Genomic DNA, 21,825 nt, shown 5'->3' on the forward strand with positions numbered 1-21,825 from the left:
CCTCGTTACTCGGCAACCTGTCAACCGTATCGCCCCTGTATGGGAAGAGTTAGGCCATGGCTTTGCGTCTCACTGTTTCCAGTGATTTGCCCTTTTCGATTTTTCGCGGTATGGGTTACCAAATAATCCATACGATGTGATGCTATTTCCCTATTATAGAGCAGGGTAAAATTACCTGTATATAGCATTAAATGTTGCTTTTTGTCGAATACAATTAAGATTGGATAAGTAAATATGACTGAATTTTAAAAGATGAAATGACATTATCATTGCCCGTTGTGGTCAAATTGCTATTATCCGACGTGAAAGTCCATGCAGTACCAGCAAAATTGTCGTCTGCATAGGCAGTAACTGTGCGACCCGCGGGCACTTTTAGCGACGAGATCGCGTCGTTCGGAATTTCTTGAAAAAGGCTATGCAACTGTGTGACAATAAAGGTTGGCATGATTATGGGTGTACAGAATGAGACCTTTCAGGGAGGATTGTAAACGATGAAAACGATAAAGCTGGGTACGAGCCAATTAGATGTGCCAGTTGTTGCGGTAGGCTGCATGCGAATAAATTCGCTAGACAAAAATGAGGCGGAACGCTTTGTGCAAGGGGCGATGGAGGTTGGAGCTAATTTCTTTGACCATGCCGATATTTATGGAGGCGGGATGTGCGAAGAGATTTTTGCTGATGCGATCCAAATGAACGCAACCGTGCGGGAGAAAATCATTCTGCAATCCAAGTGCGGCATTCGCAAGGGCATGTTTGACTTTTCGAAAGAGCATATTTTGGACTCCGTCGATCATATTCTAAAACGTCTAAAAACCGAATACCTGGATATTCTGCTCCTGCATCGCCCAGATGCTTTGGTAGAGCCAGATGAGGTTGCTGAGGCTTTCGATCTTCTGGAGCGTACGGGGAAAGTGAGACATTTCGGTGTTTCCAATCAAACGCCGCTGCAAATGCAGTTGCTGAAAAAGTAAGTCAAACAGCCACTCGTCGCCAACCAGCTGCAGCTCAGCATCACGAATTCGACGATGATCTCCAATGGGATGAACGTTAACATGCTTAATGATTCCGCTGTCAATCGGGACAGTAATGTACTAGATTTTTGCAGACTGCACGATATCACGATCCAACCGTGGTCGCCGTTCCAGTACGGGTTCTTCGAAGGTGTGTTCCTAGATAACAAGAAATTCTCAGAACTTAATCAAAAAATTGATGAAATCGCAGCTAAGTATGAAGTGAGCAACACGACCATCGCGATAGCTTGGATTTTGCGTCACCCGGCTAAGATGCAGCCAGTCACGGGCACGATGAATTTGCAAAGGTTGATCGAATGCTGCAATGCAGCGGATGTGTATCTGACACGCCAAGAGTGGTATAAGATTTATTGTGCTGCGGGGAATGTGCTGCCTTAGATGAGGGAGGAAAGTGTCATGTGGTGGATTATTTTAGTCCTAATCCTGCTTCTTAGTCTTATTATGGTGTACCGCATTACGTTGAGAGTCGGAGATAAGGTAAGAACGGCGAAGGTAATTAAGATGTCTTTACATGGCAAAAAAACGGCAAAGCTCAACAAGCAACAGTGCTCGTTCTGTCGTAAAAGGGATAAGAAACTGGCGTTCTACTCGGACGAACAGGGTAGAGTCGTTGGTGTTTGTTCTGTCTGTCGACCGCAGGCGGAGCGAAGGGCTTTGATGAGATTGTGATAAGAAAGAGACGGATGAGCGTTCATCCGTCTCTTTCTCCTTCTTTTTTGAAAATGCTAACCCGCCTATTTCCACGACGGTTGAAGCTGGATCGCAGGATCGGGACGGTGCACGCCTTGCGGCTTGTAACCGAGCAGCGAGCTGCAGCCGCACAGGTCGGCCAGCAGCCAAATAATGCTCAGCCACATTTCCGTGCCTTGCAGGCCTGGCGGGAAGGAGCGCTCCAACTCGAAGCTGAAGCCTTTGCCGTCGACCCATTGGCCTAGCGTGCGACCAAGTTGGTTTTTTGCCCATTGCACGGCTTCGCCTCGGCGGTAATCCGTTTGCTTGTAGCAAAGCCATAGCGGATGAATGACGTCGAGGACATTGCAGGCGTTGCCCGCATCATGGCGGAAGTAGTTGCGGTTACGGCTATGCGCTAAAATCGTGTCAATGGCGGCCTCCGGGTAGGGAAGCGGCAGCCCGAATTGTGCAAATGTTCCACGGGTTAGCCGATAGAAGCCGTTCACGGGCTGGAGCCATTGCTCGCCAGGTGTCGGCAGCCCCCACATGCCGCTATAGGGATCGGCTTGTGCATAGAGCCAACCGAATACATCATGTGGCCGCTCACCGCCGAAATGTTTCTGGTTTAAGTAAAGGCCGGTCCCGAAGCAGTCAATCCAATCACCGGCCGACCAGGCATTTGTTTGCCAAGGCAGAGATGCTAGCTTCTCATAAAGGGATGCCCCCTTCAGCTCCGAGACAGCACGAACCGGGTAGGGTAATGTAGCATCAAGCAGTTCCAAAGCATAGCCGACAGCTAGCAAATGATAACGGGACAAATGGTCCGTTAACCGCGCAGGGTCATCGTCAGCCGCAGGCGGGTTCCAAGGGTCAGGCAGCAGACCGCTGACAGGATCCTGAAAGCCGCGCAGTTTGGCGACCAATTCTTCCTTGTTCAGGCCGGGCGGCAGCGTGCCGAATAGAGCGGCAATTTCGATCGCGTCGCACCAGGCGCGGACGGTTTTTTTGGTGCCCAGCACCGTTTTATCTACATAAATGGGTCCATCTTCGGTTTGTACATAATAAGAGGCAAGCAATTCTTGATGCTGCGCCTTTACCTTTGCGCCGAAAGCGGCCAAAGCGCTCTCCAGATCGGAAACAGCTGCAGCGGAAGCGGAAGAACTAGCTCCTTCTAATCGGTTGCGGAGCACCTTTGCAGGATTGCCGCCTGCGATGCTGTAGGCTGGAACATCCTTGGTGACGATAGCTCCAGCCGCAATAATACTGTGTGCGCCGATGGTAACACCATCCAGCACAACGGCATTGGCACCGATCCAGACATCATCCTCGATGATGATGCCTTTCGTAGTTAGAGGCTGCTGATAGATGGGCAGCATGGTATCCTCATAGCCATGATTGAAGCCGAAGATCGAGACATGAGTCGCGATGCGAACGCCATCTCCGATCTGAACACGACCGGCAATCGTTGCATATGAATTGACCGTGCTGTTAGCGCCGATTTGAATATGTTCGCCTCGAACCGTTGCGCCAGCCGCAATATAGCTTTTCTCTCCCATAGCAAAACGTTCCGGAAAGAAATGCGCTTTTCGAGATACATAGCTGTTCGTGCCAAACTCCGCTTTATATCGGTGTATCAAAAATCGCTGCCATTCCAGCTGCTTCTCGCGTTGCTCTTCCGTCGGCGATAGCCACGGCATATAATCGAGTTCTTCATCGTTCCAATGCTCGGAAATTGCTAGTATGTGATCCATTCTTGACCTCCTAGGGATGTTCCTTTCTTAATATAACAACTTTGATAAATCTAATGGAATAGCGAAAACGGCTATTTTCATTTGTAAAAAACGCTCCAACCTATGCTACAATGGAATGAAGCGAATCGGTGGCGCGAGGAGGGTGCGAATGAAAGGAATAGCCGTTAATAACCTGGCTCTTCGCGTATTGTGGGTGTTCGATAAGCGTACAACGTCTGGTTGGACAGATATCCGACAAACGACAGATGTGCACACCTTTTACTGGATTGCAGGCGGAGAGGGCACTTTTGTAGATGAAAAGGGGACGAACTATCGGGTTCGCAAAGGACATCTCGTCTACTTGAAACCCGGCTTTCACTTGCACATGTCAACGGATGCGGACAATCCGCTTAGGATCATTATGGTGCTGACGGAAATTGGTTACCTGCCATATGAGCAACGAGTGTGGGGGAGCGTGGAGCCACTTGCAGCGTTGCCTTTTCTGATCTTAAGAGCGTTCGCGAGCGAGCAGGCGAAGGTTGTGGATAAGATTTTTCAGAGCCTAATCGATGGCTGGATCCCTGGCGAACAGGGAGGCACAGTGCGGGATCAGTTAAAGCTGCTGGAGCTCATTCAATTTCTTCATGCGAATCCTGAGGAAGAGCTGAAAGATCGACCCGCGCAGGAAGCGTATGTACAGATGAAAAACTATCTGGAGACGCATCATGCCGCCAACATCAAGCTTAGTGAGCTTGCTGCTCGTTATGGGATTTCAGAGTCGTATTCGCGTAAAATGTTTCTCAAACAGCTTCAGCAAACCCCGAAGCAATATTTGCAATCCATCCGGGTCGGACACGCCAAGCAACTGCTCGTTTTTACTGACATGTCGATGCGCGATATTGCTCAGGCTTGCGGCTATGGGGATGAATTTCATTTTAGCAAAATGTTTAAGTCGTTAACGGGGACTGCCCCATCTGTGTTTAGAGAATCGAGAAGCAGGGGATGAGGAGATGAAGGGAATGAATGATGGGATGGCAGGTATTTCAGGGAAAAAAGCAACCAAATCAACGATCGTCTGTCTAGGCGAATTGTTAATTGATTTCGTGCCGGAGGAGAACGGTCAGGCGCTAGCCGACGTAGGCCGGTTCGGACGGGCGGCGGGCGGAGCGCCCGCGAATGTGGCTGCGGCAGTCGCCAAGTTAGGCGGCGACGCGAGGTTTATCGGCAAAATCGGCCGAGATCCCTTCGGCGATTACTTGGTGCGCACGCTGCAGGACGTTGGCGTTCAAACGGCTGTGCTCCAGACCGACGAGGCCAAGACGGGTCTGGCTTTTGTTTCGCTGCGCGCGGATGGGGAGCGCGACTTCTTGTTTTTCCGCGACCCGGCGGCGGACATGCTGCTGCGCGAAGACGAAGTCGAGCCGCAGTGGCTGGAAGACGCCGCGGTTTATCATTTCGGCTCGGTATCCCTGATTGCCGAGCCTTGCCGCACCGCGACGCTCGACGCTGCGCGTCGTGCGCGGGAGTTCGGCGCATTGGTGTCGTACGACCCCAATGTGCGGCTAGCTCTGTGGCCGAGCGCGGACGCCGCTCGGGCTGAGATTCTGGCGCAGCTAGGGCTTGCGGATGTGGTCAAGGTCAGCGAGGAGGAAATCGAATTCCTCCTCGGGGTTGACGCGACCACAGGTGCGGAGCTCCTGCTGCAAAGCGGTCCCAAGGTGATTGTCATCACCTTGGGGGCGCAAGGCTGCCGCGTCGTAAGCGCGCGGCAGGATGTCGTCATCCCCGGCGTGCCTGTGGCCGCCGTGGATACGACCGGCGCCGGCGACAGCTTCGTCGGCGGCATGCTCTTTCAGTTGGCGTCGCTGGGCGTGACGCCAGCCACCATCGTTGATGCGCTAGCGGAGCCTGGCGCATCGGAGTGGGTTTTCGCCTTCGCGAACCGCGTAGGCGCGATTACCACGACGCGCAGGGGAGCGATCCCTGCGCTGCCTACCTTGGCGGAAGTGGAAGCTGTTTCCTCGCGGTAAGCAGGACGAACTTGATTACCCGAAAATTGAAATTCTGAGATATCTACAAGATTGCTCTTACCTATGTATTTTTGGATCTTCTCGTTTCCCTGAGTCAAAGGGATAGTGATGATAGAGCGCGTTCGTCGAATGGGACGGGGGTCCCAGGGGTGCGGCTTCGCTTGAAAAGGTAGGGATAATAGCAGGAAGTCGGTCCTAAGCTGTAAAGAACGTTGTAAATTTATGTTGAAATTTGGAATAATCTATGATATTTTTACTATATTGTTACGAACTGAATATCGTTGTATTTGCGAAGAACGCAAATGTCGGAGAGTTTTTCTCCGGGGTTTGCGTTCTTTTTTGTCATTCGCGTTACTCCGAGACTTGAAGGAGGTGGTCAATTGAATCGCAGGAGAAGCCTGCTGATTAGTGTGGCAGCAGCCGTGATGGCTGCGTTGCTGGTGTACGGGGTGTATGTGCTGCAAGTGAACCAAGTTGAGCTGCAGCAGACGGTTCAGGTGGTAGTTCCGAGGGATTTCATTCGTGCGGGACAGTTTATTCGAGACGATATGGTTGAGCTTATACCAATCCAGATCGGAAGTTACACCGATGACATGGTCACGCGGTTAGGGGATGTGGTCGACCAGGAATCGATGATTCCGCTTGGGACGAACGAGCCGATTTTGCGCTGGAAGGTGAATCGATATCATTTGCTTCCGAATGAGGGGCAGGCAACGTTTCAAATTCCGAAGGAGTATGTGCTGACGATTTCCAATGGTATTCGAGCAGGGGATCATGTGCGACTGTATGTGTCGGGAGCGGATGGAAGCTCACGCCGGCTTTTCGATAATAGGGAAATTACAGTTGCTTCCGTCAAATCCTCTGCGAATGTGGAGGTAGACAATCCGAAGAACTCGAATCTGTTGTCCAAAGTTGAAGGCGATGAAGGGAAGATGTACACCTCACGCTTGGAAGCCAACGGGGCAATCGATCAAATCAATTTGAATTTAACCGAGAATGAGTGGCTGCAAATCGATCAACAATGCTCGGGAAAGAAGGCACGGTTGGTTATCGCTTTTAGTTCCTCGTCAATCCTGACGGATAAATAAGTAACGAAAAGAGAGGTGAATCCCTGTGCAAATTGGCCTGTTGGCGACGGATCAGCGATTAATTGATGAGCTGACGAATGTGGTATATGCGAAGCCTTTTGGGTGGCGAATATTTACTGATGTCAAAGATTTAGTCCCTAAAGGAACGGCGGATCAGACGTATTCGCATATCATTCTTTCGGATCGAGAACTGAGCTATGGCGAGTTGGAGGAGTTTCTTGAAAGCCTGCAAAAGCATGAGCCACAGTCGAAGATCATTGTGTTGCTTTCAAATTATCATGAGGCTGCTATCAATGAGAAGTATGTGAAAATGTGCAAGCTGATGAAGCTCGATTACATCCTTCCAGGGCGCAGCACAGCTGTGATTGCGGATGAAATCCGCTCCTGGGTGGATGGGACGAATGGCAGTTATGCTACGCAGGCACCGCCTGGCAAGCTGATTGCATTTGTCGGCTCAACGCCGAATATTGGCACAACACTAGCCTCTTACGGTGTTGCGTGTATGCTGGCGTTGGAGACTTCGATGAATGTCGGCTACCTCTGTCTGAATCTCAAAAGCTCCAAGCTGCATCGCTACCTTGGCCGGGAGGAGCATCTATTCACGCTGGATGGGTTGCGCGCAGAGTTGAAAGCGCAGAGCTTGACGCCAGAACGTTTACGCCACGTTTGCGATAAACCTAAAGAGGCGCATGGTCTTCATATCCTGTACGGCAATATGCTGCGGGAGCAGGCGGAGTTCTTTACACCATCGGAAATCATTCATTTATTGCGGGTGGCTCGGGGGGCTTTTGACATTTGCATCATCGAAGTTAGTGCGTACTGGGATAATGCGGCGACGGTTAGCGGACTGTTGGAGGCTGACAGCAAAATTGTCGTAACGACAGGAGACATCGCACACTTTCAGGAGGATTTCTCGCGGTGGATCAGGCAAGTCGGGACTGTTTTTGGTCTGCAGCCCGATGCGTTCGAGCTGATGGCGGTGCAAACGGATCGGCATGCAAAGCAGAGTGAATTCACGATCAAAGATATTCGCAAAGAAACACAGCTGCATTTAATCGGACATATTCGGAGGCACGCAGATGCGTTAGCTCGTTGTAACCAAGGGAAGTTAATGGAGCTGCTTAGCCCAAGTCACCCGATGCACCAGGAAGTGAAGGCGGTAGCCCGCAAATTTGCTGACTTTTATCTCTTGCCTCGCAGGACGAGTGTGCGGCAGGTTTCGTGGTTCCAGAGGTGGCTTACAGGCAAGCGTGCGATCTCTTCCATGAAATAAGCGGAGGTGAACAAGATGAGCGGTAAGAGATTTTCGATGATTACTTACATGCATGAACGTAGGACTGAGGAGTGCATTGTTTCTGGGAAACGCGCAGCTAGTGATGGCTCCGTCGTGGAGACGTTTCGCAGCGAGGTTGGATCACAAGAGAGTCAAACAGATTCAACAAAGCTTAGAGCAGTAAACAGTATCGGGCATGCCCATGCGGGGGAAGAGACGCTTTTCCAACAATGGGTGCAAGAAATCCGCAGCGAGCTTGTGTCCCTTAAAGGTAGGTCAGAGAGTGAAAAGCAGTTGTACAACGAGACGCTGAATCGGGCGATTTTGGGCTATGAAGAGGATCGTGGGAAATTATTGGCGATCATTCATGACCTCGTGTCGAAAAGAAGGTTAACCGATATCCCGCCCCGCGCGAGTGGATATACGACGCTGCCTGAAGCGATATTTGCCGAAATCATAGGCTTAAATGTCCTGGAACTGGTTCTGAAACAGAAGGATGGCTTGGAAGAAATCCAAGTCGTGGGGCGACACATTTTTGAGGTGCGAGGCGGTATGGCTAGACCTTCCCTCTACGAGCTTCCATCGATCCGTGAATTAGAGCGAATTCAACAAAATCTGGTGCTGTTCAACCACGATACACTCACTCCCAGGAAGCGCTGGGCAGAGGTTGTTCTGCAGGATGGGTCGCGTGTGACGTTGACAGGTTTTGGCTTCACAGCAGAGCCGACCTTGACGATCCGTTTTTATACGGTCAAAAGATTTGAATTAACCTCTTTAACTTCCCCCGAGCTTGCCACGATGAATGAGCGCATGGCGCTGCTGCTTCGCTGTTTAATCCGCACGTATTTCAATTTGGTCGTCATTGGACCGACAAATTCAGGCAAAACCAATCTCCTCAAAGCGTTGATTTCCGAGATGGACGATAATGAGCGGATTATTACGATTGAGTCTCGGTTTGAATTGCAGTTAAAGCGAGATTTCCCGCACAAAAATATCGTCGAATACGAAATTGACGAGGGGGATCCGAGGCATTCCGGTTTGCAGGCTTTTAAACTGGCGCTCAGACAGTCGCCTAAACGCATTTGCCATGCGGAAATACGCGACGACGATGCGAATTTATATGTACGCGCTTGTACGCGCGGCCATGAGGGCAGTCTGACCACCGTTCACGTGAGTGAGCTAGAGGATGTGCCTGATGCGATCACGGACATGTGCATGCTGGATGGCAGGGGAATGAACTCGCAGCGATTGACGAAGCGTATTACGGAATTCGTGACACAGATCGGCATCGAGATGCGTGTGGTGCGCGGGAAGCGCAAGATTGTGCGAATCGTCGAATACCGGTATATAAATGAATGCGTTTTCACTGGTGATTTGGCACTATATGACAACTTGGCTGAGGAATGGACATTTCCCGGGAAATTGTCGCATCATGCTTCGCGAAAAATAGGTAAAGCCGATTGGGACAGCTATTCGCTGTTGATAGAGCACGGTTTTATCGAAAAAGAAGAGAAAGAAGGCGATTTACAGAAGTGATTTTCGCCAAATATGTATTTCTCTTGTTGCTGTTCATCCTTGTCTATGTAGGATTTCGGGCACTGTTCGAGTTGCTGATCCGACAACGCAAAGCTAGATTCAGATTGCACTATGTCAAAAACGCCACTTTCAGTGCGAGATTAAGCACCTATTTGGAGAAGCATAGCACCATTTATAAACATATCAAAGATCTGCTAGAATCCGTCGAATCGAAACTTAGCATGCAAGCGCTGGTGACGATCTCGGTTATTGGGCTGTTAGCTGGATTGTTGGCAGGTGCTTTGTTTTTTCGATCGTTTAAAGGGGCCGTGATTATCACCACAATAGGTGCTTCTCTGCCGTATGTGCTCCTTCGTGTGAAGCTGGTTAGCGTTCGTTTGCAAACACGGCTAGAGTTTCTACCCGCTGTCGAAGTGTTCTATCAGGCCTATATGATCGATCCACATCAGAATATGAAAATCGCGCTGAAGTATTGCTTGGAAGAAAATCGGATTATGTATCCTATTAAACCTGTATTTGAGCAGCTTTATCGCCATTTCATGACACAGCGGGACACGGAGGAGAGCCTACGGTTGTTCTCACTGACGCTCGGTCATAACTGGGCAGATTATTTCGCAGGGATTATGCGAGTTGCCCTCACAGAGGGGAGTTATGTCGGGGATAGTCTGAAGGAGCTGATTACGGATATGCGGAAAGCGCAGCGTTTTGATCAAATGGAAAGAAATCGTCTGCTGGAAATTCGCATTGCCAATTTTACACCGATTGGGTTCCTAATTATGTTCATGTGGATTAATTTTAAAGTGAACGGGGATAACGCTTATTTGTATTATGTGCTAGATCCAGCGGGGCGAAATATGATTTTGGATGCGCTGCTGTTGATTTTCGTATCGTTTCTGATGGGCATTTACTTGTCGATGCGAAGAATGTAGGAGGTAAACAACGTGGTTATGATCAATACCCAGTTGCTGATGCTGCAGTATGGGTCGCGTGTGCTCTTATTTATATTTTTTATAATCATGATGTACCACGGACTTCAGTTATGGCCGAGACCTAGGCGAAGATGGCGATCTTTTCATGTCAAAAGAGCGCTGAAAGAGCTGCAAATTCCCTCGTGGCTATTTAAGGCGTTGGGGATGAGCGGGAAAGCGGTTGAAGCGAAGCGTCAATTGCTGGAAGGATGCGGGATCGGGTTGAATCCGAACCTGTATGAGGGTGCCAGGAGACTGCTGCTGGGGTTGGCTTTTGTCGTAGGCGGATTAGGCTATTTAGCTTTCGAATATCCATGGGCAGCTTTGCATATCCAGGCTGTTTATTTGCTGCTTGGCGCCGTGATCGTGGGGATATTTCTAATCTGGGATGGGAAAGTGCTGGCACAGTTAAAAGAAAAGCGAGGTCAGCGCATTGTGAAGGATATTTATGGGATTAGCAGGCAGTTGTTGTATTACAACGACTCCAAATTGAATTTGCATGAGAAATTGGCCCTCTGTGTCGGGCAAACCACGTCGATTCGCTCACATGTTCAACTGCTGCTCAATGAATGGTATCAAGGGGCGGAAGAGGCGATTTCCCATTTTAAAAGGAGATTGGGGACAGAAGAGGCACACAGCTTTGGGGAAACCTTGAATGCGCTGCGATTGAATGAGCATGGGGGCTATTACGAGCTGCTGCGGCAGCGCATTCAAGACTATAAAGAGAAGCTGGAATTAATCCGAGATAGTAAAAAAGAAACGGTATCGTATGTGCTTTTTGTGTTGGCAGGACTGCCTATTCTGAACACGTTTCGGGTGTTTATGTACCCATGGATTGCGGAAGGGCAACGATTATTTAATACGATAAATTAATGAGCCTTTGAAGGGCGAGGAGAGTGTGCAATGAGAAATATTTTGGTAACGGTCATGATGCTGATTGTAGTTGCGCTGTTGTTTACAACGATTATTAATGATGGATCGACGGGCATGCGCCGCAATATTAATACGCATGGCACGACGGCGAATACGAATATTACGGCACTTACACCATAGAAACGGCAGGCATTCGATGAGGTCTATTCTTGTAACGGTGCTGCTGGTGATCGTCGTCATTGGTATTTATTTCGATGTTGTAGGTGGGAATACGGGCACTCGCAGTCAAGTTCGCGATAGCGGGGCTAGAATTAACGGGTCGATCGAGCGGATTAATCCATGAAGCAAATATTGGTGTTTATTCTGTTTGCGGCAATGCTCTGTTGGTTCATGTTTGCTCCGATGTATAAGCACGTCATAATTGTGAGGCAGGCGGTGCTGCAAAAGGAAGTCGATTATTTGCTTGAGGTTGGCGCGAATGGCAGCCATGGGTATATCAGCGACGCGATGATGCAGGAATCCAGGCAACGTATGGCGGAGAGAGGTTTTGTAGCTGGGGATTTGGGCTATACGGTTGGTACTAATACGGGAGTCAGCGGGACGGATGCAAGCGCGCCAGTGTGGCGTGGAACAGGGCTGCGGTTAACGATGACGTATCCGTATCACCGACTTTTTGTGATTGATCAGCTGGTTGGCATTACGATTCCGCTTGCTTCAGACCGCATGGGAGCGACAGGCATGAAAATGAGTGAATATGTACCTTGAGAGTTGAGGGATTGGCCTGTATAAACTGCTGTTAATGGTGTTAATGAGTGTGTTGTTTATGTCGTTATACGCGCTGCAAACGGATGAGGAAGTAGCGATGCATACTGTGTTTCAGGGGAAACACGGATTGAATAACGCCGTTCATGCGGCAGCTCAGCAAATTGATGCGGCGAAGCTAGCACGAGGCATACATGCGATTGATGAGCCGAAGGCGAGAGAGGCTGCCATGCAGTATTTGCAGGCGAATCTGAGGCTGAATGGGAATAATGAGCCGCTTTCGAACACTTTTTTGCGAGATACGGTTGAGGTCGTGTTATTTAAGGTCGTTAACGAGGGGGAGACCTTCCCGTTTACGTACAGGGATGATAGTCTGGATTACACGGTAACCCTCGAGCGGCCTGGCGTTATTATGTTTATTCGGTTGGTGTTTCCGCGGACGTATGCAGTTTTGCAGCAAGTAACGTGGACGATTAAGGCTTCGGCGGAAATGGTGTATGGTGTATAATAGGAGGGATGAATGAATTTTAGCGGTGTAGGAGTCGATGTTCATGACGATTTATCTGGAGAGGCAGCAATGGCTGCAAAATGAAATGCGCAAACGCGGATGGTCAGGCTTCCTGGTCACGCACAATGTCGATATATATTATTACTGCGGCTCGATGCAGACGGGGTATTTGTTTATTCCGACGGAGGGCGAAGCTGTCTATCTCGTGCGTCGGAGTTTGGTGCGCGCGGAGGCGGAGGCCGCAGTGGCGGTTGAGGCGCTAGGCTCGCTGAAGACGCTCGGCGAGCGGCTTCGCGCGCGCTGCGCGGGCGCGGGTGTGGATGCGGCAGCGGGTGAAACACCGCTGCGCATCGGCACGGAGCTGGACGTGTTGCCCGTCCAGCTGTACGTGCGCTTGCAGACCGCGCTGCCCGGCGCGGTCTGGGAGGACGGCTCGCTGCTCGTGCGAGAGCAGCGTATGATCAAATCGCCGGACGAAGTCGCGGCGATTCGGGCTGCCGCGCGCGTCGCAGACGGCGCGCTGGAGGCGGTCATCCCCCACATTCGTGAGGGGATGGCGGAGTTCGAGCTGATGGCGCTCATCGAGCATCAGCTCCGGCTGCGGGGGCACCAAGGGCTGATGCGCATGCGCGCGTACAATTCCGAGTTGATCACCGGAATGGTCGCGTCAGGCGCATCGGCAGCGGTGCCCACCTATTTTGACGGGCCGGCCGGGGGCACAGGGCTCCACCCGTCCAGCCCGCAAAGCTCAGGCCGCACGCTGCTTCGGCACGGCGACCCGATCCTCGTCGATATAGGCTGCACCATCGACGGCTATCTCATCGATCAGACGCGCACGTTCGTGATCGGCGCTCTAGACCCTGAGCTGCAGCGAGCCTACGACGTGGCGGAGGAAGTCCTCCGTGCCACAGAAGCCAGGCTGCAGCCTGGCGTGATCGCCGAGCATCTGTACCTGCTCGCGCTGGATCAAGTGCAAGAAGCGGGACTAAGCGCCCACTTCATGGGGTACGGCGCGGACCAAGTGAAATTCCTTGGTCACGGCATCGGGCTCGAAATCGATGAGCTGCCCGTTCTCGCCAAGGGTTTCAAAACCCCGCTGGCCCCAGGCATGGTCATCGCGATTGAGCCCAAGTTCACCTTCCCTGGGCGCGGTGTTGTCGGTGTGGAAGACACGTATCTCATCACCGAAGGTGGATTCGAGAAATTGACGGTATCCCGTGAGGGCCTACGTCGGATATAAGTCAAAGAGACCTGCGGCACGTTAGTTGCCGCAGGTCTCTTTGTATATTGCTCTGCACTCTGGTGAAATGATGATTGAAGTGAAGAATTTCGTCATTTCGGCCTGGCCCTAAATCCGCTCAATCACCTTATCAATTAACCCATACACCCGCGCATCTTCCGCTTCTAGGAAATAATCGCGATCAGTATCCCGCTCGATTTTATCGAGCGGTTGTTTGGTCGTCTCGGAGAGGATGCGATTGAGGATACTGCGCGTTTTGAGGATGTGCTGGGTGCGAATTTGAATATCACTCGCTTGCCCCTGCGTGCCTCCCCAAGGTTGGTGGATCATCACCTCTGCATTTGGTAGCGCGAAGCGTTTGCCTGGCGCCCCCGCGGTGAGCAGAACAGCTCCCATGGAAGCCGCCATCCCCACACAGATGGTGGAGACATCTGGTTTAATGAAGTTCATCGTGTCATAAATCGCAAGTCCCGCAGATGTGGAGCCGCCTGGCGAGTTGATGTAGAGGGAAATATCTTTCTCCGGATCTTCTGCGGAAAGGAATAGCAGCTGGGCAATAATCGCATTGGCGACTTGATCGTTCACTTCTGTGCCGAGGAATACGATGCGATCCTTAAGCAAACGGGAATAAATATCGTACGAACGCTCTCCGCGTGCGGTTTGTTCAACAACCATAGGTATAAAGCTCATGATAATCACCCTTTCATCATTGTTAGGCTATTAGGCTGCTTTGCACTGAATCGTAGTGGCAGGCACGGTTAGCTTTTGACCAAAACCAGAGGATACGATAATCAACCGGACAGGGTTTTCATTTGGTGAAGCAATAATATCGCGTATTGTGACTGTTGCTTCCGTATTCAGCGGAGCGGGATCTTGCCGACGATAGGAATCGATCGAGATCACGTTGGATTTTGTGGATTCTGTGGTATGTGCAACGGACTGCTCCCAAGCGATAACAGGTGATGGGGCAGGGGTGATATCTTTTTCCGATTGAACTACTTGTTTCTCCTCATGTTCATGAATCACGGTAAATGCCTCCTTAATCCTTCGGTTTGGGATAAATGGCAAGTAAAACATGGTAGTCAACCTGTTCCTGGTTCCGATTATATTGATGAACCCCAGAATAACGCTGCACTAATTGATGCACCATGGCGGCGTATTCTTCAATAAAGGATTGCCGTTGCTGCTCAGAGCCTAACTGGACTTGAAGCTGCATCGTTGCACTCGGAATTTCTTCACCCGTATCCGACTGTTCCATCAACAGCAAGGCATCTCGGCGTATACGCTCAGAGGTGTTCACGAGGTGAGCGAGTGAGCTTTGATCCTTCAGCTTTTGCAAGGTTTCGGGGTTCATGCTGAGTGACTCTGCAAGCACAAAAGTTTTGGCGATCGATCGGTAGAGCACCTCGACCAGATTTCGAACTTGCCGTGTGCCCACGCGCTGAACTAAGCCCGCTTTCTCCAGTGCTTTGAGATGATAGTTGATGCGTTGGGCGGTCTCGCCTAACGTTCGCGCCACTTCTGCGGCCGATCCAGGCTCAAGAAGCTGGGCGATAATTTCGCCGCGAAGCGGATTCAGTAGAACCGTCGCCTGCTCGGGGGACTCGATGTAGTAGCTTTCTTGTATTTCTTTGTCTTGTGGCATGGAGAGGATGGCCTCCGTGTACAAAGTATATGTTACGTAAAAATATTTTATTACGTTGAGGAGCGAAAGTCAATGGGCGGTTAAATTGTGTATGTGTCGGGTGACAAATAAGTTTTGAAGTAGACAATAAAGTTTTGAAGTGTCAAATAAAGTTCTGAAGTAACAAATAAAGTTTTGAAGTAACAAACATAGTTTTGAAGTATAGAAAGTAGCCCATTTGGCGAGATTGTATAGTACCAAGATGTTTAGGACACTTGTCCTTAGTTAGCAGCTGCGTTTCACTCCATTGGGTGAACGCTTATTTCATTTTAGGGGGAAAGAATCATGAATAGAGGTAGTGCTATACTCAAAACGCAGATGAATAGACTTAAGGACGGTAGAGGTCAAGGTTATGGAAAGGATTATAAGCCTTTCATACAAGCAAGTGACAATAAAGCACCTTCTGAAGGATATCTTATTAGGGAGTTGGGATGGAAAACTGATAGAATACACCACACTCTTTCTAAAGGAGAATGCCGCTATCTTATGGTTTTAAGCTGGTCGGATGCTGTTGTTGATATAAGGGAACAATACCCTCTTATCCCGATTGAACGAACTATTGAAATTGCAGAGCAATTGAATATTAAGCACATCAAAATAATGTTCCTGTTATTGCAACGACTGATTTTAATATCACGATTGAGACGGAGAAAGGATTAGAAGATGTTGTTAGAACCCTTAAGCCACCTAGTGATTTAACCCCGAGGACCATAGAACTTTTTCAAATAGAGAAAACCTTTTTTGAGGAGCAAGGCATCAACTGGGGTATAATTCTTTCTACACATTTGCCTATGAATCTAGTGAATAATGTGGAATGGATGTATGATGGTAAGTTTTTGGATAGTAGAAGTGGATTAGACACTGAAGTAGTTGAGAATATTTCGGAGGCATTCCTTCATTTGCTAATAAAAAATAACGGTCAAAGCACTATTCAAAAACTATGTCAGCAAGCTGATAAACAATTTGGGCTAGAGGAAGGATCGTGCATGTTTATTCTAAAGCACCAATTAGCTAACAAACGTTGGCATACCGACATGATGAATCAACAAATTAGAATGTCGAAACCATTAATCATCACAGGGGGAGACAAATGATATTAGAGGGTTCTATCTATCATCTTTCTAGTTTGAATGGCACTAATGATCTTATTATAAGAGTTCTTTGGCGTTCAGAAGATGAATCTAAAATTGTTGTGATGAACACGACGGACTCAGATGAAATGGAGTTCCCATTTATTATGAATACAGAGCAGTTAATTAGCGACCTACAACAAAAAAAAGCTTTAAAACTAGACCATGAGCCTGATCAACAAATCATGTATCCCACAGATGAGTATTTAAATAAATTTGTTAAGAGCAGGGATTCAAAATGGGAATTAATTAAAGAAATCGTGCAAATGGAGCCGGAAATTTATGATCCAAAAGCAAGATGGCAATTAATTATAGGTGTAATGGAAAAATTTAAAGTGAAAGAAAATGTCATTTACGATGCTTTAAAAAGGTATTGGTTTTATGGAAAAAATATGAATGGTCTATTAAATAATTATCATGTGTGTGGTTCAAAGGGTCATAAAAGAGAATATAACAAAAGACCTGGAAGAAAGGGGCCTAATATATATCTACTCACGGAGACTGATATATTAAATTTCCAGGAGGCTGTAACTAAATATATCATTGAAGGTAGATTGAAATTTCGTGATGCTCATCAACAGTTACTTGAGAACTACTATAAGAAGCCCGGATATCGGTTAAGAGGAGTCATAGTGCCGATAATTGTTGAGATTGAGGCGCCATCAGAGCGGCAGTTTAGATATTGGTATAACAAAGAGTATCCGTTTAAAACGAGAAAGGCACACAAAGTTGGTCGTAGAAATGCAGAAAAAGACTTTAGAGCACTTTTAAGTAGTAATTCGGTTTTTGTGGAAGGGCCAGGTGCATTGTATCAAATAGATTCTACACCGTCGGATGTTGATGTTGTGGCTATTGATGGAAGGACTACTATTGGAAGACCGACAACCTTTATCGTTAAAGATGTGTTTGCCCGTAAAGTAGTTGGCTACTCTTCTGGTCTCAAACATGCATCATGGATAGAAGGGGCTATGATGGCATTAGAAAACGCATCAGCTAACAAAGCAGAATATTGTAAAAAATTTAATATTGATATAAATGAAGAAGATTGGCCCGCGGCCAACTTACCACGGGAGATTGTTGCAGACAGAGGGGAAATGAAAAGTAAGTATCCAAATGGGATTGTTACTTTAGGAATAAGAGTAGCTAATACACCGTCATATCGGCCTGAATTGAAGGCAGTAGTTGAACAGCACTTTCGAATCAAAAATGATATGATCAAACGAATTCTGGCCAAGGCTGGTGCAATTACTAAGGAAAAAAGAGATCCAGGTGATCCTGATCCATCTGACACAGCGGCAATAACCTTTGACACATTTAATCGAATCATGATTGAACATATTCTTGCCTTTAATAAAATGTCCTTACCTAGGGATTTTCTCGTTACTCCCGAGATGTTTAAAGAAAATGTAGAGCTAACGCCTAATGGATTGTGGGAATGGGGGAAAAAACGAATGCTTCTGCATGAAAGACCAACTTCAACCATTCATTATGCATTATTACCTAAAGAGACAGCAAAAGTCACAAGACATGGGATTGAATTTAAAAAACTATGCTATAGCTGTGAAATCGGCGAGAAACAGGGTTGGTTCGATAGTGAGAATATTGAAGGGAAATCCAGTATTACAATTGCGTTTGATACAAGAAACTGTAGTCAAATCATCTTTCAGTTACAAGATGCATCCCTTATATACTGTAGATTAACCCCGAAATATCAAGAGTATGAAAATCTATGCTTTGAAGATGTTAAAGCGATCTTTGATTTTAGAAACGAACAATATAAAAATAAATCCAATCCGAACAAACAAACAAAGGCAGAGTTTAATGCTATTTCTTCTAATGTCATAAAAGAGGATGTCAAATTGACCAAGGCTGAAAATGTAGGTATGAGCAAGTTTGAGAAAAAAGAGAATAAGAGAGCGAAACGAATCAGCGAAGCAATGAATAGAAGCTCTCAATCAGCGTTGACCGCGGTTTCTAAATTTAACGAACAATATGAATCTCAAGCTCCAGAACCGGTTGAAGTAAAAAAAAATGAGTTGAGTACTACCATGAACGATTTTCTGAAAAACAAATATAAAATGAAAAAGGAGATGGGCTTATGAGTATAAATCCTAATTTAAGAGTAATTAGTGGTCGTCATACCAAAGCAACATACAATGAGCAAGTTATTCCTGAAAATCAAGGGAATCCTCACATTGAGGCATTACCTAATAGACTAAATCAGAATGACTTATTTGATAAGTTATTCAGTGTTCCTGCATTTAGGGGAGACATTAAAAAAGTTGACATTGAGGATCGGTTAGCGTTAGTGCAACAAATCGGTAAAAGCTTCTGGTTGCCTTTAGAATCTCAATTTTCTAAATATCGGCAGCTTTATAACATGTTGAAGATTGGTTATCAGTCAAGGAACCCCTTGTCTCCGGAGTATAATAGGCAGTTTGCGGTTGGAATAGAAGAGATATTTGAACAAGGCACAGATGAAGATGGAAAAAACCTCGCAGGGGTCTGCCACACCGCCGAGATGTATGCCGAAATTGGTCTAAGCGGTATTGGTAAAACGATTGCTCAAAAAAAACTACTTGGGCTATTTCCACAAGTGATTCACCATACTTCTTATAATGGGAAGCCACTTAAGCGAACTCAGGTGGTATGGTTACATGTTGAATGTCCAAGCAATAAATCCCTTGGGGCTCTTTGTCGTAATTTTTATAGGGAAGTAGACAAAATTTTAGGTACAGATTATTACGAGAGGTTTGGTGAGAAGGCGGGGACGATCGAGAAGTTAGCTAGTAGAATGGTCAAAGTTGCAAATCTGATTAACCTAGGGGTTCTCGTTATTGATGAAATCAATAGAGTTCATAAGGCACATTCAGGTGGCGACGACAGAATGATAGAATTCATTACTGAGCTTACAAATACAATCGGAATACCAATTATTATTATGGGAACGTTTAAGTCGCTCTACTTATTTAACAAATCACTGGCTAATTCTAGACGTGGTATTCCAGATTCATTTACTGAAAATATTACAGATCGAATGCTAGAGGATAGTAATGATTGGGAACAACTCATCGAGGCATTATGGGATTTGCAATATACATTAACGAAGACTGGACTTACTGAAGAATTAAAGAAAGTTATGTATCATCATAGCATGGGGATTGCTGATATAACTGTAAAACTATTTATGCACGTTCAATGCCAAGCCATTCTTGAAGGGGGATCAGAAGTCATTACCCCTAGATTAATTCATGCTGTTGCAAATCGGAGTCTGAGGCTATTGCAACCCTTGTTCGATAGAATAAGAAGAGGCGATACAGCTGCGTTAGTTGAGTATGAGGATGTAAAGCCAGATTGGACGGAATTTAATGAGTATTTAAAAGATGTCAAACATAGGGTTTATGTCCATGGTGAATTAGCTGAAGAGCATGAACGAGTAATTCAATTGAAAGAAAGGGAAGAAATCTTAGCAAATCTCATTCAATTTGCAAGTAAGTTGGTAGATATTGAAAAGGCTGAATTATTTTCTAGAACAGTGTATGGCGCAAGTAATGGTATGGGGGAAGCTAGTTCGATGTATAAACAGTTAACAGAGCTAATATTGAAACAAGAGCATAACAAATCAGATAAGAAAAAGGCAAGTGTGAGCCCGCTGCCTAAACTAGCGAAAACTAAAAAAGAAAACCCTTTATTGAGTGAAAAAGATCTTAGGTTCATCGTAAATAAAGGAGCTGTCCAAAGTCTTTCAGTAGAGGAATCATTATTTAAAACTGGTGTAATAAAGCTGCCAACAGAATTTATTGGCTACTAAGGAGGAGACAAAGTGATTGTTTCATTTCCTAAGTTTTTACCCGATGAACTCTTCTATAGCTGCTGTGCAAGGTATCACAATGAATGCGGTAATACGGAGGTAATGCAGACGTTAAATGATTTGTTTGGAAAGCCTCATATGGTACTCGATCCGACATACCCGAAGTGTTTAGATTTCTTTGTGGCCCAATTGAATAACATCGACGTGAACCAAATAATCTACGAGCATACGATATTTCCTCTCTTTGTACCTTTTCTCGAGAATAGAAGGATTGATGATTTATATAAGATGTTTCGTGGAGAGGGTAAAAACTATGCGAATCATATTATAGGAATAAAGAATGATTTAAGAATAAACTCACTTAAGTATTGCAGGACGTGTTTAATAAATGACGATGAGATGTTTGGCGTGCCCTATTGGCACAGGACACATCATTTGCCAGGGGTGCATATGTGTTCAGCTCATCACGTACCATTAGAGTCAAAATGTCCTGTGTGTTCGGTAGAGTTTAAACCCAAAAAGGGTAAATTAACTCGGCTAAATCGATATTGCGAAAATGGACATGATATGACAAAGGTTATTTCTCTCAATAATATTCGTGACGAGCATTTTGAACTTATGAATGGGTTAGCACAAGATGTCAGTTTTGTCTTTCATCATAATGAGCATTCCTTTGACTGGAGTGAAATTTATGTCTTAGGCTTGAGAGCGCTAGGTTATTGTGGAAAGTATAGAAGAATTAATTTAACGAGATTAAGGAACGACATGAAAAAAGCTTTCCCAGAGTCCTTTCTTGCTCGATTTGACTGTCAATTAAAGAACAACGGGGATTGGCTTAAGTACATATACCTCAAAAAACAGGTTATATTTCATCCCATTCAACATCTGTTATTAATTCGGTTCCTGTTTGGTTCTATGGGGGAATTGGTAGCACAGCTAGAGATAAATGAACCTATAAGCAAAAGTATAATTGCTGCATGAAAACGTCAGAAACTTCCTGATGTTTTTTTGTGCATTCTCTAATAAAAAAGTATCTAAAAATTAAAGTTTAAAAGTATTACAATTCTATTAATTGGTCATAATTATATTAGTAGAGTTACTAGACTAGAAGGAGGAAACGCAAAAATGGAACAGGTGGATTATTTACTCTTGGATGAAGGAGTTATTACAAGTAAGGGCATTTTGTTCAGAGATCGTTTCTATTCATGTCCCATTGCTGTAAAGAATCAACTATTTCATCCCGATCATTGCATGGAAGATAAGCGTGTCGATGTGTTGTATGAACCGTTAATGAAGGAAACGATTTTAATAAAATTAGAAGAATGGAGGCTATGCTATGCTTATTTAATATCGACTGATATGAAGATGAGTGAAAGTGATGTTGAGGAATATCATGCAAAAATTCAAGTATTGAAAAGTAATTATAAACAACTAAGAAAAAGAAAAATTCAACGCATCATTATCAGTGAAGATAATAGCTGCAGTTGAA

Annotated in this window: 24 protein-coding genes, 2 pseudogenes and 1 riboswitch; of the genes and pseudogenes, 21 read left to right on the plus strand and 5 right to left on the minus strand. The window is 46.4% G+C overall.

Features of this window, described 5'->3' with window-relative positions; translation table 11 throughout:
• Positions 1 to 8: 8 nt before the first annotated feature.
• Positions 9 to 101: riboswitch (cyclic di-GMP riboswitch) on the minus strand.
• Between the two features lie 113 nt (positions 102 to 214).
• Positions 215 to 445 (minus strand): hypothetical protein, encoded by a 231-nt coding sequence (locus MJB10_RS03455; RefSeq protein ID WP_314801759.1) that lies wholly within the window; start codon positions 443 to 445, stop codon positions 215 to 217.
• A gap of 46 nt (positions 446 to 491) precedes the next feature.
• Here MJB10_RS03455 and MJB10_RS03460 point away from each other — a divergent pair.
• Together MJB10_RS03460 and MJB10_RS03465 are read left to right on the plus strand one after the other, a co-directional pair.
• A pseudogene (locus tag MJB10_RS03460) lies at positions 492 to 1,409 on the plus strand (aldo/keto reductase).
• Positions 1,410 to 1,427: 18 nt separating this feature from the next.
• Entirely contained in the window at positions 1,428 to 1,700 is a 273-nt protein-coding gene (locus MJB10_RS03465; RefSeq protein WP_314801760.1) for a hypothetical protein, read from the plus strand.
• Between the two features lie 65 nt (positions 1,701 to 1,765).
• Here MJB10_RS03465 and MJB10_RS03470 read toward each other — a convergent pair whose 3' ends face one another.
• Positions 1,766 to 3,454, minus strand: coding sequence for an acyltransferase (locus MJB10_RS03470; RefSeq protein WP_314801762.1), 1,689 nt, complete (start codon positions 3,452 to 3,454; stop codon positions 1,766 to 1,768).
• A 148-nt stretch (positions 3,455 to 3,602) separates the two neighbouring features.
• Between MJB10_RS03470 and MJB10_RS03475 the strand changes: the two genes are divergently transcribed.
• The 12 genes from MJB10_RS03475 to MJB10_RS03530 all read left to right on the plus strand — a co-directional run bounded on the left by MJB10_RS03475 (position 3,603) and on the right by MJB10_RS03530 (position 13,711).
• A complete protein-coding gene (locus MJB10_RS03475) occupies positions 3,603 to 4,439 on the plus strand; it encodes a helix-turn-helix transcriptional regulator (protein WP_314801764.1) in 837 nt (278 codons plus the stop codon).
• A gap of 13 nt (positions 4,440 to 4,452) precedes the next feature.
• The gene (locus tag MJB10_RS03480) at positions 4,453 to 5,463 is read left to right on the plus strand and encodes a PfkB family carbohydrate kinase (protein WP_314801765.1); all 1,011 of its coding nucleotides are present in this window, start codon (positions 4,453 to 4,455) and stop codon (positions 5,461 to 5,463) included.
• 380 nt (positions 5,464 to 5,843) lie between these two features.
• Positions 5,844 to 6,551: an SAF domain-containing protein gene (locus MJB10_RS03485; RefSeq protein WP_314801767.1), complete on the plus strand. Its 708-nt coding sequence runs from the start codon at positions 5,844 to 5,846 to the stop codon at positions 6,549 to 6,551.
• Between the two features lie 25 nt (positions 6,552 to 6,576).
• Positions 6,577 to 7,824, plus strand: coding sequence for an AAA family ATPase (locus MJB10_RS03490; RefSeq protein ID WP_314801768.1), 1,248 nt, complete (start codon positions 6,577 to 6,579; stop codon positions 7,822 to 7,824).
• A gap of 15 nt (positions 7,825 to 7,839) precedes the next feature.
• Complete coding sequence (locus MJB10_RS03495; RefSeq protein WP_314801770.1) at positions 7,840 to 9,360, plus strand: ATPase, T2SS/T4P/T4SS family; 1,521 nt, start codon at positions 7,840 to 7,842, stop codon at positions 9,358 to 9,360.
• Entirely contained in the window at positions 9,357 to 10,289 is a 933-nt protein-coding gene (locus MJB10_RS03500; RefSeq protein WP_314801772.1) for a hypothetical protein, read from the plus strand. Before MJB10_RS03495 ends, MJB10_RS03500 begins: the two co-directional genes overlap by 4 nt.
• A 12-nt stretch (positions 10,290 to 10,301) precedes the next feature.
• On the plus strand, positions 10,302 to 11,201 hold the full coding sequence (locus MJB10_RS03505; protein WP_314801774.1) for a hypothetical protein: 900 nt from the start codon (positions 10,302 to 10,304) through the stop codon (positions 11,199 to 11,201).
• Positions 11,202 to 11,231: 30 nt separating this feature from the next.
• Positions 11,232 to 11,381 (plus strand): hypothetical protein, encoded by a 150-nt coding sequence (locus MJB10_RS03510; protein ID WP_314801776.1) that lies wholly within the window; start codon positions 11,232 to 11,234, stop codon positions 11,379 to 11,381.
• A gap of 16 nt (positions 11,382 to 11,397) precedes the next feature.
• Entirely contained in the window at positions 11,398 to 11,544 is a 147-nt protein-coding gene (locus tag MJB10_RS03515) for a hypothetical protein (protein WP_314801778.1), read from the plus strand.
• Positions 11,541 to 11,966 carry a hypothetical protein gene (locus MJB10_RS03520; protein WP_314801780.1) on the plus strand — a complete coding sequence of 142 codons (426 nt, stop codon included), beginning with the start codon at positions 11,541 to 11,543 and terminating at the stop codon, positions 11,964 to 11,966. Before MJB10_RS03515 ends, MJB10_RS03520 begins: the two co-directional genes overlap by 4 nt.
• Before the next feature lie 43 nt (positions 11,967 to 12,009).
• Entirely contained in the window at positions 12,010 to 12,471 is a 462-nt protein-coding gene (locus tag MJB10_RS03525; protein ID WP_314801782.1) for a hypothetical protein, read from the plus strand.
• Positions 12,472 to 12,514: 43 nt separating this feature from the next.
• Complete coding sequence (locus tag MJB10_RS03530) at positions 12,515 to 13,711, plus strand: M24 family metallopeptidase (protein WP_314801783.1); 1,197 nt, start codon at positions 12,515 to 12,517, stop codon at positions 13,709 to 13,711.
• Between the two features lie 108 nt (positions 13,712 to 13,819).
• On the opposite strand, the gene clpP is transcribed toward MJB10_RS03530, so the two are convergent.
• The 3 genes from clpP to MJB10_RS03545 are packed head-to-tail and all read right to left on the minus strand — an operon-like array spanning position 13,820 to position 15,356.
• Positions 13,820 to 14,401 (minus strand): ATP-dependent Clp endopeptidase proteolytic subunit ClpP, encoded by a 582-nt coding sequence (clpP, locus tag MJB10_RS03535; protein ID WP_314801785.1) that lies wholly within the window; start codon positions 14,399 to 14,401, stop codon positions 13,820 to 13,822.
• A 30-nt stretch (positions 14,402 to 14,431) separates the two neighbouring features.
• Complete coding sequence (locus MJB10_RS03540) at positions 14,432 to 14,737, minus strand: hypothetical protein (protein ID WP_314801787.1); 306 nt, start codon at positions 14,735 to 14,737, stop codon at positions 14,432 to 14,434.
• 13 nt (positions 14,738 to 14,750) lie between these two features.
• On the minus strand, positions 14,751 to 15,356 hold the full coding sequence (locus MJB10_RS03545) for an ArsR/SmtB family transcription factor (RefSeq protein ID WP_314801789.1): 606 nt from the start codon (positions 15,354 to 15,356) through the stop codon (positions 14,751 to 14,753).
• Between the two features lie 324 nt (positions 15,357 to 15,680).
• On the opposite strand from MJB10_RS03545, the gene MJB10_RS03550 reads away from it, so the two are divergent.
• The 7 genes and pseudogenes from MJB10_RS03550 (at position 15,681) to MJB10_RS03580 (ending at position 21,824) form a co-directional block, all read left to right on the plus strand.
• Positions 15,681 to 16,055, plus strand: coding sequence for a PDDEXK family nuclease (locus MJB10_RS03550; protein ID WP_314801790.1), 375 nt, complete (start codon positions 15,681 to 15,683; stop codon positions 16,053 to 16,055).
• Positions 16,034 to 16,108, plus strand: a pseudogene (locus tag MJB10_RS03555) (hypothetical protein); the annotation flags it as partial. The gene MJB10_RS03550 and the pseudogene MJB10_RS03555, both read left to right, overlap by 22 nt.
• 78 nt (positions 16,109 to 16,186) lie before the next feature.
• Positions 16,187 to 16,489 carry a TnsA endonuclease C-terminal domain-containing protein gene (locus MJB10_RS03560; RefSeq protein WP_314805462.1) on the plus strand — a complete coding sequence of 101 codons (303 nt, stop codon included), beginning with the start codon at positions 16,187 to 16,189 and terminating at the stop codon, positions 16,487 to 16,489.
• Positions 16,486 to 18,627: a Mu transposase C-terminal domain-containing protein gene (locus tag MJB10_RS03565; RefSeq protein WP_314801792.1), complete on the plus strand. Its 2,142-nt coding sequence runs from the start codon at positions 16,486 to 16,488 to the stop codon at positions 18,625 to 18,627. The genes MJB10_RS03560 and MJB10_RS03565 overlap by 4 nt, the downstream gene beginning before the upstream one ends.
• A complete protein-coding gene (locus MJB10_RS03570; protein ID WP_314801794.1) occupies positions 18,624 to 20,336 on the plus strand; it encodes an ATP-binding protein in 1,713 nt (570 codons plus the stop codon). Before MJB10_RS03565 ends, MJB10_RS03570 begins: the two co-directional genes overlap by 4 nt.
• A gap of 12 nt (positions 20,337 to 20,348) precedes the next feature.
• Positions 20,349 to 21,317: a TnsD family Tn7-like transposition protein gene (locus MJB10_RS03575; RefSeq protein ID WP_314801796.1), complete on the plus strand. Its 969-nt coding sequence runs from the start codon at positions 20,349 to 20,351 to the stop codon at positions 21,315 to 21,317.
• Positions 21,318 to 21,461: 144 nt separating this feature from the next.
• The gene (locus MJB10_RS03580) at positions 21,462 to 21,824 is read left to right on the plus strand and encodes a hypothetical protein (protein ID WP_314801798.1); all 363 of its coding nucleotides are present in this window, start codon (positions 21,462 to 21,464) and stop codon (positions 21,822 to 21,824) included.
• The last annotated feature ends 1 nt before the right edge of the window (position 21,825 follow it).

Origin of the sequence: Paenibacillus sp. MBLB1832 (assembly GCF_032271945.1) — a bacterium.
GTDB classification, from domain to species: Bacteria; Bacillota; Bacilli; order Paenibacillales; family NBRC-103111; genus Paenibacillus_E; species Paenibacillus_E roseopurpureus.